Below are 12,644 nucleotides of genomic sequence, written 5' to 3'. Positions count from 1 at the left end.
GTGAGCCGGACCGCCGCCGAAGGCCCCCGCGCGGATCGGCTCCGCCCCCCGGAGCCGGAAGGGGTCCGGGCCGTGGTGGCGGCGGCCCTGGCCGAGGACCTCGGCCCCGGCGACCTCACCACCGGCCTCACCGTGGACCCGGCGGCCGCGGGCACCGCCGAGATCGTGGCCAAGGAGCCCGTGGTGGCGGCCGGTCTCTTCGCGGCCGAGGCGGCCTTCCGCCTCCGGGACCCCGCGGCGGTGGTGGACCGCCGCGTCGCGGAGGGGGCCGAGGCCGCGGCGGGAACGGTCCTTCTCCGGGTCCGGGGGCGCCTGGCCGCCATCCTGGAGGCGGAACGGACCGCCCTGAACTTCCTCCAGCGCCTCTGCGGCATCGCCACCCTCACCCGGGCCTATGTCGCGGCGGTGGCGGGGCTCCCGGCCCGCATCCTCGACACCCGGAAGACCACCCCGGGCCTCCGGCTGCTGGAGAAGTACGCCGTCCGGGCCGGCGGCGGCCACAACCACCGTTTCGGCCTCTTCGACGGCATCCTCGTCAAGGACAACCACATCGCGGCCTGCGGCGGCTCCGTGGCCGAGGCCGTGGCCCGGGCCCGGGCCGGGGCCCCGCACACCCTGAAGGTGGAGGTGGAAGCGGCGGACCTGGACCAGCTCCGGGCGGCCCTCGACGCCGGGGCGGACGCGGTGCTCCTGGACAACATGGAGGTGGGGATGCTGGCCGAGGCGGTGCGGGTGGCCCGGGCCCGGCGGCCGGGGGTACTCCTCGAGGCCTCGGGGGGCGTCACCCTCGAGACGGTCCGCCGGATCGCGGAGACCGGGGTGGACTGCGTCTCGGTGGGGGCCCTCACCCACTCGGCCCGGGCGCGGGACCTGAGCCTCCGGGTGGTTTCGGCGGGCCGGTCCGACTAGGACGAGGCGGCGGCCCGGGCCGCGGCCGCGGGGTCTGCCACGTCCTCCGGCTCCGTCCCCGCCATGGCCTCCGGGGTGTCGCCCCCCCGGGGTTCTCCTGCGTCCTTCTCCGCCTTCCCGGCGTCGGCGGCCGGCTCCCCGGTGCCCGCGGCGGCCTCCGCCGGGGACGTCTCGAGGAATACCGCCTCCCCGGCGGCCTCCGCCGGGGCCTCCGGCGCCTCGGGCTCGAGGCCGAAGTCGAGCGCCTCGGTCCTGTCCGTTCCGACGTCCTCCGCCCCGGCCGATCCCGTCCCGAGGCTCGCCCCCAGGTCGAAGAACTCCGGCGGCGGGGCGTCCGGGGCCACGTCCGGCACCCGGGCCTCGTCCGCCTCGGGCGTCTCGGCCGGCCCTTCCAGGGTCTCCCCCTGCTCGAGGAGCGCGAGGTAGTGTTCCAGTTCGCCCCGGATCCGGAGCAGCGCCTCGCGGCGGAGGCGGCGGAGGCCCCGGATCTCCTCCTCGATCTGGAAGAGCTCCCGGCGGCGTTCCTCCACCACCCGGTCGGCGTCCAGCCGGGCCCGCTCCAGGGTGAGCTCGGCATCGCGCTCGGCCTGGGCCTTCATGTCTTCCGCCAGGCGGTGGGCGGAGGTGAGGGCCCCCCTGAGCTCCCGTTCCTGCTTCCGCAGCGCCACGAGCTGGGCCTTGTAGGCCGCGACCCGGTCCTTGAGGGCGTTCTGCTCGCGGACCGCGTCGGTGAGGGCCCGGGCCACCTCCTCCAGGAAGGCGTCGACCTCCGCCGGGTCGTAGCCGCGGAACCGCTTGGGGAACCGCCGTTGCAGGATGTCGCTGGGTGTCAGGCTCATGGGGCACCTCTCATCGAAGTTGGAGTGCCAGCTGCTGCAGGGTGGGCACCAGGAAGCTCCGGAGGAAGATGATGGCGAGGATCACGACCATGGGGGAGAGATCCACCCCGCCGAACTGGAGCCGGAGGGCCCGGCGCACCCGGGCGAGCAGGGGCTCGGTGGCGCCGTAGAGGAAACGGACCACGGGGTTGTACGGGTCCGGGTTCACCCAGGAGACCAGGGCCGCGACGATGAGCACCCACATGTAGAGGGTGAGCGCCACGTCCACCACCGAGGCCAGCGCCGCGAGAAAGTTGCTGAGGACGAACATCTCGATCCTCCTCGGCCCTCGCCGGGCCGCACCGGGCGGCCGTCACCGCCGCCCGGCGGTCATCCGCTCATGCAAGATTCGGGCACAAGTGCCGCTCATCCCTTCCCGAAGGGGCAGACCGGATACCGGCACGGCTTGCACCCGAGGCAGAAGCCGCCGTGGCCGAGGGCCGCGATGTCGGCCCGGGTGAGCCGGTCGCCGGCGAGCACCCGGGGGAGCACCAGGTCGAGCACCGTGGTCCGGAAATACATGCCGCAGGCCGGGATCCCCAGGACCGGGACCTCGCCGATGCGGGCCGCGAGGAACATGGCCCCGGGGAGCACCGGCGAGCCGTAGACCACGTCGGTGGCCCCCGCCTCCCGGATGGCCGTCCGGGTGACGTCGTCCGGGTCCACGGACATGCCCCCGGTGCAGAAGACCAAGCCGGCGCCGGCGGCCAGGGCCCGCTCGATCTCGGCCCGGATGGCGCCGACGTCGTCCGGGGCGAGCCGCACCGATCGGACCTCCACCCCGAACCGCCGGAGCTTGTCCGTGAGCACCGGGCCGAAGGCGTCGCGGATGCGGCCCTCGAAGACCTCCTGCCCCGTCACCACCACGGCGGCGGATCGGATCACCCAGGGCCGGACGCGGAGGAGCCCCCCGCGCTCCCGGGCCACGGCCACCGCCCGGTCCACCACGGACCGGGGCACCACCAGGGGGATGGCCCGGCCGGCGCCCAGGGGCTCCCCGGGCCGGACCACGGTGTGGGTGTGCCGGGTGGCGAGCATCACGTCGCCGAGGAGGTTCAAGGCCAGGAGCCCCTCCCGGTCCACCTCCAGGAGGCCCTCCCGGGTGGCCCGGAAGCCCACCTTCCCCTCCGATGGCCGGCGGTCGTACTCCACCCCCTCCCCGGCCACGGCCTCGGCCATGAGGAGGGCGGCCTCGTCCTCGTGCAGCTCTTCGGGGCCGAGCTCGAGGACGTAGACGTGGTTCTTCCCGATGCGCTTCAGGTGGGGGATGTCGGCCTCGGTGACCACGTGGCCCTTTCGGAAGGCGGGCCCCTTCACCCCGCCGGGCCGGATCTCCGTGAGGTCGTGCGGGAGCACCATGCCCACCGCCTCCTCCACCCGCACCTTCTTCATGGCCATGGTTCTTCGTGCCTCCTTGGACCCCGCCCGCCGGCCGGCGCCCTAGCCCGCCTTGACCCGGTAGTAGCCGCCGTGGGCGCAGGCCCGGCAGAGCACCCGCCCGTCCACGGCGACGTCGCGGCAGTCCTGGACGTAGTCGCCGCAGCCCGCGCATTGGACACGGCGCAGGGGACGACCGGGGAGGTCGCACTCCGGAAGCGTCACCTCCACCTCCTGGACGCGGAAGAGCTCCGCGTCGGGCATCCGTTTGTAGGCCTCGAGCTGGCGGCAGTACTTGTCGTCGATCTCGGGGCAGTAACGCGCGGCCAGGTCTCGGGCCTCCTCGCGCGCCACCACGCGCCACGCCGCCCCCGTGTCGGTCCGGACGAAGGTGGCGGCCATGACCCCGTAGTCCATCCACCGGAGGGATCGCTTGCCCAGGGAACAGCCGGTGACGGACTGGATGGCGTCGGTGGCGCAGCGGTCGATCTCCACCACCACCACGAAGGACTTCCGGTCGGCCCCCTTCGGATCCGCGACGCCGATGAGCCGGAGGCCCAGCATGGCCAGCCGGACCCCGAGCACCTGCCCCGGGCAGAGGTGGCCGTGGATCCGGACGGACTCCTCCAGCAGCGCCGGAAAGGCCGGATCCTGGAAGGTCTCCGTGGCCACGCCCCGCCCCGTCAATCGCCCGCCCCGGCGGCCCCCCGGACCAGGGAGCGCACCACGTCGCTCCGGCCGATGACGCCCACCAGCTCTCCGTCCTTCAGGACCGGCAGGGTATAGACCTTGCGCTCGGACATGAGGCTGGCCACCTCCTCCAGCGCGGCGTCCTCGTCCACGGTCACGGGGTCCCGGGTACAGATCTCCCCCACCGTGGCGGCGGCCATCTTCCTGAGGTCCCGCTCGAACTGCCGGGGGCTCTCGAGGTAGATCACGGCGTCGAGCAGGGTGAGCATGGTGGGGATGTGGAGGCGCTTGCACTGGTCCACGAGGTCGCCCTCGGTGGCCACCCCCACCAGCCGGCCGGCGGCGTCCACCACCGGCATCCCGTTGATCCGGTGCTCCAGGAGACGGCGCGCGAACTCCGTCACCGGGGTCTCCTCCCGCACCGTGAGGGGCGGAGCGGTCATGATGTCCCTGGCCCTCGTCTGCATCTGCTGCCTCCCTTCGGGCGCCCTATCCCCGGCAGTCCGCGTCGAAGGCCCAGGGGATGTGCTCCACCCGGGCCGCTTCCCCGTCCAGGCTGACCGCGAGGACGTCGAAGCGCACCTCCCGGTGGAGCCAGCCCCGTTCCTGGAGGAAACACTCCGCCGTTCGCACCACCTGGCGCTGCTTGCGCGGGGTCACGGCCTCCCGGGGGTCGCCGCAGGCCGCCGTCCGCCGGGCCTTGACCTCCACGAAGACCACGCAGTCGCCGTCCTCGGCCACGAGGTCCACCTCGCCGCAGGCCGCGCGGTAGTTCCGCTCGAGGATCCGGTAGCCGTGCCGGCGAAGGAAGTCCGCCGCCAGCGCCTCCGAGGCCCGGCCCAGGCGGTGGCGCGGGTCGCGGGGGACCGTCACCCGGCCACTCCCCGGAAGGACCGGCGGTGGATGGGGCAGGGGCCGTGGCGCCGGAGGGCCGCCCGGTGCTCCCGGGTGGCGTACCCCTTGTGCCCGGCGAAATTGTAACACGGAAACCGCCGGTCCCATTCCTCCATGAGGCGGTCCCGGTGGACCTTGGCCACGATGGAGGCGGCGGCGATGGACAACGACCGCCCGTCGCCCCCCACCAGGGTCTTCTGGGGCAGCGCGCACGGGACGCCCTGGTTGCCGTCCACCAGGAGGGCCCGCGGCCGCGGCCGGAGCGCCTCCACGGCGCGGGCCATGGCCAAGAGCGAGGCCCGGAGGATGTTCATGCGGTCGATCTCTTCGGGGCCGGCCTGGCCCAGGGCCACCCCCAGGGCCGCGGACCGGATCTCGGCGTCGAGCCGGCGCCGGGCACCCGGCGGGAGGGTCTTGGAATCCCGGACGCCGGGCAGCTCGATGCCGGGCGGCAGGATGACCGCCGCGGCCACCACGGGCCCGGCGAGACACCCGCGGCCCACCTCGTCCACCCCGGCCACCGGGTCGAGGCCCTGCTCGCGGAAGCGGGCCTCCCACGCCAGGGTGGGAACGCCGGCCCGGGGCGCCTCCGGGAAGAGGCCCGGCGGGCCGGCGGCCGCCCCGCGCCCCATGGCCGGCCTCAGGGACGGCGCTCCCGGATCTTCTGGCGGGCGGCCTTGCCGCGCAGGCCCCGGAGGTAGTAGAGCTTGGCCCGGCGGGCCCGGCCCTTGGCCGCCACCTCGATCTTCTCGATGCGCGGCGAGTGGAGGGGGAAGATCCGCTCCACGCCGACCCCGTAGGAGATCTTCCGGACGGTGAAGGTCTCGTTGAGGCCCCCGCCCTGGCGGCCGATCACCACCCCCTCGAAGACCTGGATGCGTTCCTTTTCTTCCGTTTCCTGGATCTTGACGTGGACGCGCACGGTGTCACCGGGGCGGAACTCCGGGATGTCCATGCGCATCTCTTCGTATTCGAGCCGGCGCAGCCTGTCCATGTGGTCGTCCTCCCGCGCGTGGTCTTCAAAGGAATCAGGATAATACGAGTTGCAGGTGGCGCCGTCAACCCGCCCCGCGATGCCGTTGCGGTCGACTTTCCCCCTTCCATCCTGCGCGGCCCCCGTGCTAAAAAAGTACCATCCAGTCGAATTGCACGATATCCACCGCATAGCGGGAGAAAACCTCATGAAAAGGGTCCTCACCGCCGTCACCTGGGCCTTGTTCCTCCTGGCCGCCGCCTGGGCACGCCCTCCCGCCGCCCCCGGGCACCCCAAAAACCCCCATGAGCCGCCGGAGGTGTGCGAGGCCTGCCACTCGAAGGTCCCCGGCCCGGGAGAGGACGGGGACGCGCCCCTCAGGGGCCGGAGCATCGACGCCACCTGCATGGGCTGCCACGAGCTCGGCCAATGCGTCCCGGGCCACGGCCACTGCACCACCCATCCGAGCGGGCGGCGATGGAACCCCGCCCGCGTCCACCGGCCGACGACCCTCCCCCTCTTCGGCGGGCGCATCACCTGCGCCACCTGCCACCGTCACCGCCTCGAGGATGGAGACGCCCCCTTCCTGCTCCGCCGCGTCCGCTTCGACGGGGCCGGCTTCGACTACAGCGAGCTCTGCCGGGAATGCCACGTGGGTTACTGACCCGCCCGCCCGCCTCCGGCGCCGAACCGCAAAGAGAGGGGGGCCGAGACCCCCCTCCGGTTCTTCCCGGGATCACCCGGCTGGAATCAGTAGTCCGGTGCGGGGCAGACGTGCGGGTAGGGCACGTTGTCCACGTACTCGCTGGCGCATGGGTCGCACGGGCTGCAGAGGCCCCGCTCCGGCCGGGCCACGTCGTGACAGAAGTAGCACCCGATCCCGGTGCTCCCCTTGGTGATGTGGTTGTGGATCCGGTCCCAGGTCCGCGGCAGGTTCTTGGACCCGTCGTGGCACTGGTTGCAGACCTCTTCCTTGGGCCCCTTGAGGCGGTAGCCCATGGCGTCCAGCATGGAGTCGGTGGAGAGGTCCAGGACGCCGCTCCCGTGGCACTGGGAGCAGTCGGCGGCGTCCGAGGCCGGGTTCACCCCGTGGTTGATCATCTGGAAGGTGTCGGTGGTCACCCACTCCCAGGCGGTGGAGGTGGGATAGCCCATGTCGGCCAGCCCCTGTTCCACGGCGGCGACGACGTTACCCGTTCCCTTGAGGTACTCGAAGGTATCCAGGGCGATGAGCCGGTCGTCGCCCACGGTCTTCGGCTGGACGGCTTCCAGAAGCGGTCGGCCGGCGGCAAGCGGCTCAGGCGCCCGGCGGGGGCGTGACCGGCAGGGGCCCGAGGCAGAAGATCTCGCGCCCGGTGTAGCGGAAATGGAGGGGATGGACCTGGACGCCGGCCGCCCGGGCCCGGTCGAAGGCGGCGGCGAAGCGGGGATCGAGGGCCGCGTTGGGGGCGAAGGCCCGGGCCTCGGGGCGGAAGACGAAGACCAGGAGGGCCGCGGCCTCTCCCGCCGCCCGGAGCCCGGAGAGGGCCTCCAGGTGGCGGGCGCCCCTGGCCGTGGGGGCGTCCGGGAAGAGGGCCACGCCGTCGCGGGCCAGGGTGCACCCCTTCACCTCCACCCAGACCGGCCCGCCCGACGGGCGATCCAGCCGGAAGTCCAGGCGTCCCCGGCCCAGGGGGACCTCGGCCCGGACCGACGAGACCGGCCCGAGGGGGCAGAGTTCCGGCCGGGCGAAGAGGGCCTCGGCCAGGGGCCGGTGCCACCCCGCATGCACCAGGATCCACTCCCCGCCGGAGGCCGCGGCCACCACGTCCCACCGGGTCCGCCGCCCGGGCCGGCGCCCGCGCCTCAAGAGCACCCGCCGGCCGGGCACGAGGAGGTCCTCGAGGCGCCCGGGGTCGTGGACGTGGACCCGCTCCCCGGCGGCGGGCTCGGGCGCCACGACGTCCACCACCGCGGCGAAGCGGTTCTCCCGAGAGCGGAAGATCCCCTCCCCGTCGGGGACCAGGGCGAGGAGCGGCTGGAGAGGAGGCCGGGACACCCCCACAGGGAACCCGGTGACGCCTCCGCCCGCAACCCCTTCCGGGCGCTTGCGGCGGGCGGGCGTTCGTGGCATTGTCGCTGGAGATCCCCGGGCCCGGGGAGCCGACCTCCATGACACCCGTCCCCGAAACCGCCGCCACCCTCCGCATCGGCCTCTGCCAGATCCAGCCGGATCCCGGGGCCCCCGGCGGCAACCTCCGCCGCGTCGAGGCGGCCCTCCGGCGCCTGGCCGCCGAGGGGGCCCGGCTCGTCCTCCTGCCCGAGTTCTGGGCCACGGGCCCGGTGACCGGCCCGGACCCCGGCCTGGCGGCCGCGGCGGCCGCGGCCCGGGAGCGGATCACCGCCCTCGCCGGGGAACTCGGCCTCTTCGTGGCCGGCACCCTCCCGGCCCCGGGGCCGGGGGGATGGACCAACACCGCGGAGGTGATCGGGCCGGAGGGCCCCCTGGCGGCCTACCGCAAGATCCACCTCTTCGCCCCCATGGGGGAAGACCGGGTCTTCGTCCCCGGCGACACCCCGGGGTTCTGTACCCTCCCGGTCGCCCCCGGCGGGGTCGCCGCCGGGCTCCTCGTCTGCTTCGACCTCAGGTTCCCGGAGCTGGCCCGGGAGCTGGCCTGGCGGGGGGCGGCCCTGCTCCTGGTGCCGGCCCTCTGGCCCAGGGCCCGCCGGCGCCACTTCCGCCTGCTCCTCGCCGCCCGGGCCGTGGAGAACCAGTGCTTCGTGGCCGCCGCCAACGCCTGCGGCCAGTCGCACGGCACCGCGTGGGCGGGGGGATCCTGCGTCATCGATCCCACGGGGCGCCCCCTGGCCTCGGCGGGGGCCGACGAGGCGGTCCTGGCGGTGGACCTGCCCCTCGAGGCCGTCCCGGCGGCGCGCTCGGCCTTCGCCACGGCGCTCCCGCCCACGGGCTGGCCCTTTCACGCCGAACGCAAGGTCCTCGATCTCGAGGCCCTGGCCGCCGAGGTCCGACGCCGCCAGGCGGCGGGCCAGCGGGTGGTCTTCACCAACGGGTGCTTCGACCTCCTCCACGCCGGCCATGCCCGGTACCTCGAGGCGGCCCGTCGCGAGGGCCACGCCCTGGTGGTGGCGCTCAACAGCGACGCCTCCGTCCGGGGGCTCAAGGGGCCGACCCGGCCCATCACGCCCCAGGACCAGCGCGCCCGAGTGGTGGCCGGCCTCGAGGCGGTGGACTACGTGGTCCTCTTCGACGACCCCACCCCGCTCCGGGTGATCGAGGCCCTTCGCCCCGACGTCCTGGTCAAGGGGGCCGACTGGGCCGAGGATGCCATCGTCGGCGCCGACCTCGTCCGGGCCCGCGGCGGCCGGGTGGTCCGGGTGCCCCTGGTGCCGGAACTCTCCACCACCGCCGTGGTGGATCGGATCCTCCAACGCGGGGGGCCGGCCTCGTCAAAAGATTGACGAGAATCGGCGCATCCCGCCGTCCCCCGCCCCCCTTCCGCCGCGCTCCCGCGCCCCGGCACGCCCCGAAACGGCCCGGTCGCCGCCCGCCGCCGTCCCGCCCGGCCGGCGCCACGGCCACCCTCCCCGCCTTGGCATAAGGGTTGCTCTTCCCAGCCGTGGACCGGGCCCGCCCGGATCCCACCACCCTGCGGAGGGCTGCCATGACTGCCAAGGAAAGAGAAGAAACCACGGAAGGAGCCGGCCAGGAGCAGGCGCAGAAGAAGTCGCCCATCTTCCTCATCCTGCTGGTGGTCCTGGCACTGGCCGGGGCCGGGGCCGGGGCGTATTTCTTCTTCTTCTCGGCCCCCAGCGACGAGGAGCTGGCCAAGGAGATCGCCCAGGAGAAGGGCGCCCTCACGCAGCCGCGCAACACCCCCAAGGTGGGGGTCCTCATGCCCCTCGAGCCCTTCGTGGTGAACCTCGCGGACCCCCGGGCCCGCCACTTTCTCAAGGCCTCCATCACCCTGGAGCTCGTGGACGACAGCGCCAAGGACGACGCCGACCGGCTGCTGCCGCGGATCCGAAACGACATCATCATGCTGCTGACCAGCCAGACCATGGAAGACGTCATCACCCTGGAGGGCAAGATCCGCCTGCGGGACCAGCTCATCGCCAGGGTGAACCGCATCCTCGGCCAGGGGCGGGTCAAGAACGTCTACTTCGCCCAGTTCGTCGTCCAGTAGGTGGGGGAAACGCGCGCATGAGCCAGGTCCTCAGCCAGGAAGAGATCGACGCCCTGCTCGGCGGGCTGGAGGAGGTCACCGCCGAGGAGGCCGGCGGGCCGGCAGAGCCCGAGGGGGACGTCGTCCCCTACGACTTCGTCAACTTCACCCGGATGACGAAGATCAAGCTGCCGGCCTTCGACGTCATCAACGACCAGTTCAACCGCGGCCTGAGAAACACCCTCTCGGGCATCCTCCGGCTCATGGTGGAGAGCGCCGTGGTCCCCCCGGAGGTGATCACCTTCAAGGAGTTCCTGCGCCGGCTCCCCGTGCCGAGCAACCTCCACATCCTGAAGATGGAGCCCTTCCGGGGCCACGTCCTCCTGAGCGTGGACTCCCCCCTGGTCTTCACCGTGGTGGAGATCTTCCTCGGCTCCACCTCCTTCGGCCAGGCGCGGATCGAGGGGCGGGAATTCACCTCCATCGAGCAGCGCATGATCCGCCGGGTGGTCAACGCCCTCATGGCCGACATGGAGCGGGCCTGGGCGCCGGTCCACCCGGTGAAGTTCCTCTACGAGCGGAGCGAGATCAACCCCCAGTTCGCCAAGATCGCCGCCGACGACGACGCCGTCATCATCTCCCGGTTCCAGCTGGACATGGAGGAGGTCAGCGGCGCCATCTCCATCTGCATCCCCATGCTGACCCTCCAGCCCATCAAGGCCAAGCTCCAGTCGGCCTACCAGCACGAGGAAGCCGAGGACCCGGTCTGGCGCCACCGGCTGCTCCACAACCTCCGGCAGGCGGAGGTGGACGTGGTGGTCCCCCTCGGCGCCGCGCGGCTGACCGGCAGCGAGCTCCTGGACCTCTCCGTGGGCGACATCATCCAGCTCGACACCCCGGTGGACGGCACCCTGGTGGCCCTGGTGGAGGACCGGCCGAAGCTGCTGGGCCACCCGGGGATCTACCGGGGACAGCGGGCCTTCAAGGTCGCCGAGTTCATGCGGGAGGAGGAACCCTGAGGGGCCGCGGCCGGTTCGGCCGCCAAACCCGAGCCGGCCGCCGGGCCGGCTCCAGGAACGGAGTCACGCCATGCTGAGCCAAGACGACATCAACAAGCTCCTCGAGGAAGAAGGCGACACCGGCACGGCCGGGGCCGAGGGGGCCGGGCAGCCGGCCGCCGACCAGCCGAAGGCCGAGCCCGCGGCGGCGGCCCCGGCCGAGGAGAAGGGAACCGAAGGAGCACCCGAGGGCGGCGAGGCCGGGGCCGACTGGGCGGACGCCTTCGCCGAGGCGGCCGCCGGCGGCGACGCGGCCGCGGCGGAGGCCCTGGCCGAGGGCCGCACGGCGGAGGAACCTGCGGCGGCGCCCCCCCGGTTCGACGACTTCGGCCGCGGCGGCCCGGCCGCCGCCGACACCGGCGACGGCCCCGACCTCCAGTTCATCCTGGACCTCCCCCTGGAGATCTCCGTGGAACTCGGCCGGTCCCGGATGCCCATCCGGGACCTCCTCCAGCTCTCCCGGGGCTCCGTGGTGGAACTCGACAAGATGGCCGGGGAACCCGCCGAGATCTACGTCAACCGAAAGCTCCTCGCCAAGGGCGAGGTGGTGGTGGTGAACGAGAAGTTCGGGATCCGCCTCACCGAGATCATCTCCCCCGCCGACCGGGTGCGCTCGCTGGGATAGGCGCCATGGAAACCACGGGCATGGTGCTCCGCATGATCGGGGCCCTGGGAGTCATCCTCGGGCTCCTGGGCGCGGCGGCCTGGGGGCTCCGGCGCTGGGGCGGCCTCCTCCAGGGCGGCCGCCAGGACCTCGTGGAGGTCCTGGCCACCCGGATGGTGCTCCCGAAGAAGTTCGTCTGCGTGGTCCGGGTGGCGGAGAAGGTCCTGGTGCTCGGCGCCTCGGAACAGGGCCTCCGCCTCCTCGACACCCTGGAGGGCCCGGTCCCGGCCGCCGGAGAGGCCGACCGGCACGGGGAGGAACGGCCATGACCGCGGCCCGCCGCCTGGCGGTGTGGCTCCCGGCGGCGCTCGCCGCCGCGGCCCTCCTCGGCGCCGCGGCGCCGGCCTGGGCCGTGAACGTCCCCACCGTGCAGCTCGGGGTGGAAGGCACCGACGACCCGGGGCGCGTGGCCACGGCCCTCGAGATCGTCTTCCTCCTCACCGTGCTCTCGGTGGCCCCGGCCATCCTGCTCATGACCACCAGTTTTACGCGCCTTGCGGTGGTCTTCGGCTTCCTGCGCCAGGCCATCGGGACCCAGCAGATGCCCCCGAACCAGGTCCTCATCGGACTCGCCCTCTTCCTCACCTTCTTCATCATGCAACCGACCTGGTCGGAGGTGAACCGCCAGGCCGTCCAGCCCTACCTCAACGAGGAGATCGGCTTCACCACGGCCCTGGAGCGGGCCCAGGGGCCGCTGCGGGCCTTCATGTTCCGCCAGACCCGGCAGAAGGACATCGCCCTCTTCGTGGAGACGGCCAAGGTGGCGCCGCCCCGGACCCCGGACGACGTCCCCACCATGGTGCTCATCCCGGCCTTCATGGTGAGCGAGCTCAAGACCGCCTTCCAGATCGGGTTCCTGCTCTACATCCCGTTCCTGATCATCGACATGGTGGTGGCCAGCGTCCTCCTGTCCATGGGGATGATGATGCTGCCGCCCATCCTGATATCGCTGCCCTTCAAGCTGCTCCTCTTCGTGCTGGTGGACGGGTGGAACCTCATCGTGGGCTCCCTCGTCCGGAGCTTCTTCTAGGTGCCGGA

Annotated in this window: 18 protein-coding genes; 8 read left to right on the top strand and 10 right to left on the bottom strand. The window is 73.1% G+C overall.

Annotated elements, in window-relative coordinates:
* On the top strand, window positions 1-909 hold the full coding sequence (nadC, locus tag HCU62_RS11150; protein ID WP_374001941.1) for a carboxylating nicotinate-nucleotide diphosphorylase: 909 nt from the start codon (window positions 1-3) through the stop codon (window positions 907-909).
* On the opposite strand, the gene HCU62_RS11145 is transcribed toward nadC, so the two are convergent.
* From HCU62_RS11145 to rplS, 8 genes are all read right to left on the bottom strand, one after another.
* Window positions 906-1,748, bottom strand: a complete 843-nt coding sequence (locus HCU62_RS11145) for a DivIVA domain-containing protein (RefSeq protein WP_163298727.1) — start codon at window positions 1,746-1,748, stop codon at window positions 906-908. The genes nadC and HCU62_RS11145 overlap by 4 nt on opposite strands.
* Before the next feature lie 10 nt (window positions 1,749-1,758).
* Entirely contained in the window at window positions 1,759-2,058 is a 300-nt protein-coding gene (locus HCU62_RS11140; RefSeq protein WP_163298726.1) for a YggT family protein, read from the bottom strand.
* A 95-nt stretch (window positions 2,059-2,153) separates the two neighbouring features.
* The gene (locus HCU62_RS11135; RefSeq protein WP_163298725.1) at window positions 2,154-3,185 is read right to left on the bottom strand and encodes a molybdopterin-binding protein; all 1,032 of its coding nucleotides are present in this window, start codon (window positions 3,183-3,185) and stop codon (window positions 2,154-2,156) included.
* A gap of 42 nt (window positions 3,186-3,227) precedes the next feature.
* A complete protein-coding gene (locus HCU62_RS11130) occupies window positions 3,228-3,836 on the bottom strand; it encodes an FmdE family protein (protein ID WP_163298724.1) in 609 nt (202 codons plus the stop codon).
* Window positions 3,837-3,847: 11 nt separating this feature from the next.
* Complete coding sequence (locus HCU62_RS11125) at window positions 3,848-4,321, bottom strand: CBS domain-containing protein (RefSeq protein ID WP_163298723.1); 474 nt, start codon at window positions 4,319-4,321, stop codon at window positions 3,848-3,850.
* A gap of 22 nt (window positions 4,322-4,343) precedes the next feature.
* On the bottom strand, window positions 4,344-4,727 hold the full coding sequence (locus HCU62_RS11120) for a YraN family protein (protein WP_309474802.1): 384 nt from the start codon (window positions 4,725-4,727) through the stop codon (window positions 4,344-4,346).
* On the bottom strand, window positions 4,724-5,380 hold the full coding sequence (locus tag HCU62_RS12325) for a ribonuclease HII (RefSeq protein WP_163298721.1): 657 nt from the start codon (window positions 5,378-5,380) through the stop codon (window positions 4,724-4,726). Before HCU62_RS12325 ends, HCU62_RS11120 begins: the two co-directional genes overlap by 4 nt.
* A gap of 8 nt (window positions 5,381-5,388) precedes the next feature.
* Window positions 5,389-5,742 carry a 50S ribosomal protein L19 gene (gene rplS / locus HCU62_RS11115; RefSeq protein WP_163298720.1) on the bottom strand — a complete coding sequence of 118 codons (354 nt, stop codon included), beginning with the start codon at window positions 5,740-5,742 and terminating at the stop codon, window positions 5,389-5,391.
* 187 nt (window positions 5,743-5,929) lie between these two features.
* On the opposite strand from rplS, the gene HCU62_RS11110 reads away from it, so the two are divergent.
* The gene (locus HCU62_RS11110) at window positions 5,930-6,385 is read left to right on the top strand and encodes a hypothetical protein (RefSeq protein ID WP_169755635.1); all 456 of its coding nucleotides are present in this window, start codon (window positions 5,930-5,932) and stop codon (window positions 6,383-6,385) included.
* 86 nt (window positions 6,386-6,471) lie between these two features.
* On the opposite strand, the gene HCU62_RS11105 is transcribed toward HCU62_RS11110, so the two are convergent.
* Complete coding sequence (locus HCU62_RS11105; protein WP_181448082.1) at window positions 6,472-6,993, bottom strand: hypothetical protein; 522 nt, start codon at window positions 6,991-6,993, stop codon at window positions 6,472-6,474.
* 25 nt (window positions 6,994-7,018) lie between these two features.
* Window positions 7,019-7,759, bottom strand: coding sequence for a DNA/RNA nuclease SfsA (sfsA, locus tag HCU62_RS11680; RefSeq protein WP_163299757.1), 741 nt, complete (start codon window positions 7,757-7,759; stop codon window positions 7,019-7,021).
* 113 nt (window positions 7,760-7,872) lie between these two features.
* Between sfsA and rfaE2 the strand changes: the two genes are divergently transcribed.
* The 6 genes from rfaE2 (at window position 7,873) to fliP (ending at window position 12,636) form a co-directional block, all read left to right on the top strand.
* Window positions 7,873-9,180: a D-glycero-beta-D-manno-heptose 1-phosphate adenylyltransferase gene (gene rfaE2 / locus HCU62_RS11645; RefSeq protein WP_246325476.1), complete on the top strand. Its 1,308-nt coding sequence runs from the start codon at window positions 7,873-7,875 to the stop codon at window positions 9,178-9,180.
* Window positions 9,181-9,383: 203 nt separating this feature from the next.
* Window positions 9,384-9,905, top strand: coding sequence for a flagellar basal body-associated FliL family protein (locus tag HCU62_RS11090; protein WP_163298849.1), 522 nt, complete (start codon window positions 9,384-9,386; stop codon window positions 9,903-9,905).
* 17 nt (window positions 9,906-9,922) lie between these two features.
* Window positions 9,923-10,903: a flagellar motor switch protein FliM gene (gene fliM / locus HCU62_RS11085; RefSeq protein ID WP_163298848.1), complete on the top strand. Its 981-nt coding sequence runs from the start codon at window positions 9,923-9,925 to the stop codon at window positions 10,901-10,903.
* 70 nt (window positions 10,904-10,973) lie between these two features.
* Window positions 10,974-11,567 carry a flagellar motor switch protein FliN gene (gene fliN, locus HCU62_RS11080; RefSeq protein WP_163298847.1) on the top strand — a complete coding sequence of 198 codons (594 nt, stop codon included), beginning with the start codon at window positions 10,974-10,976 and terminating at the stop codon, window positions 11,565-11,567.
* Between the two features lie 5 nt (window positions 11,568-11,572).
* Entirely contained in the window at window positions 11,573-11,875 is a 303-nt protein-coding gene (fliO, locus tag HCU62_RS11075; protein WP_163298846.1) for a flagellar biosynthetic protein FliO, read from the top strand.
* The gene (gene fliP / locus HCU62_RS11070; RefSeq protein ID WP_163298845.1) at window positions 11,872-12,636 is read left to right on the top strand and encodes a flagellar type III secretion system pore protein FliP; all 765 of its coding nucleotides are present in this window, start codon (window positions 11,872-11,874) and stop codon (window positions 12,634-12,636) included. The genes fliO and fliP overlap by 4 nt, the downstream gene beginning before the upstream one ends.
* Window positions 12,637-12,644 lie beyond the last annotated feature (8 nt).

This window comes from Dissulfurirhabdus thermomarina, assembly GCF_012979235.1.
Taxonomy (GTDB): Bacteria; Desulfobacterota; Dissulfuribacteria; order Dissulfuribacterales; family Dissulfurirhabdaceae; genus Dissulfurirhabdus; species Dissulfurirhabdus thermomarina.
The sequence above is the reverse complement of the archived record's forward strand: the minus strand, read 5'-3'. Positions and strand labels throughout refer to the sequence as shown.

Bases quoted from the DNA above. Each gene is read 5' to 3' on its own strand.
- HCU62_RS11145 (WP_163298727.1), bottom strand. From the start codon at position 1,748: ATGAGCCTGACACCCAGCGACATCCTGCAACGGCGGTTCCCCAAGCGG.
- HCU62_RS11140 (WP_163298726.1), bottom strand. From the start codon at position 2,058: ATGTTCGTCCTCAGCAACTTTCTCGCGGCGCTGGCCTCGGTGGTGGAC.
- HCU62_RS11135 (WP_163298725.1), bottom strand. From the start codon at position 3,185: ATGGCCATGAAGAAGGTGCGGGTGGAGGAGGCGGTGGGCATGGTGCTC.
- HCU62_RS11125 (WP_163298723.1), bottom strand. From the start codon at position 4,321: ATGCAGACGAGGGCCAGGGACATCATGACCGCTCCGCCCCTCACGGTG.
- HCU62_RS12325 (WP_163298721.1), bottom strand. From the start codon at position 5,380: ATGGGGCGCGGGGCGGCCGCCGGCCCGCCGGGCCTCTTCCCGGAGGCG.
- rplS (WP_163298720.1), bottom strand. From the start codon at position 5,742: ATGGACAGGCTGCGCCGGCTCGAATACGAAGAGATGCGCATGGACATC.
- HCU62_RS11110 (WP_169755635.1), top strand. From the start codon at position 5,930: ATGAAAAGGGTCCTCACCGCCGTCACCTGGGCCTTGTTCCTCCTGGCC.
- rfaE2 (WP_246325476.1), top strand. From the start codon at position 7,873: ATGACACCCGTCCCCGAAACCGCCGCCACCCTCCGCATCGGCCTCTGC.
- HCU62_RS11090 (WP_163298849.1), top strand. From the start codon at position 9,384: ATGACTGCCAAGGAAAGAGAAGAAACCACGGAAGGAGCCGGCCAGGAG.
- fliM (WP_163298848.1), top strand. From the start codon at position 9,923: ATGAGCCAGGTCCTCAGCCAGGAAGAGATCGACGCCCTGCTCGGCGGG.
- fliN (WP_163298847.1), top strand. From the start codon at position 10,974: ATGCTGAGCCAAGACGACATCAACAAGCTCCTCGAGGAAGAAGGCGAC.
- fliO (WP_163298846.1), top strand. From the start codon at position 11,573: ATGGAAACCACGGGCATGGTGCTCCGCATGATCGGGGCCCTGGGAGTC.
- fliP (WP_163298845.1), top strand. From the start codon at position 11,872: ATGACCGCGGCCCGCCGCCTGGCGGTGTGGCTCCCGGCGGCGCTCGCC.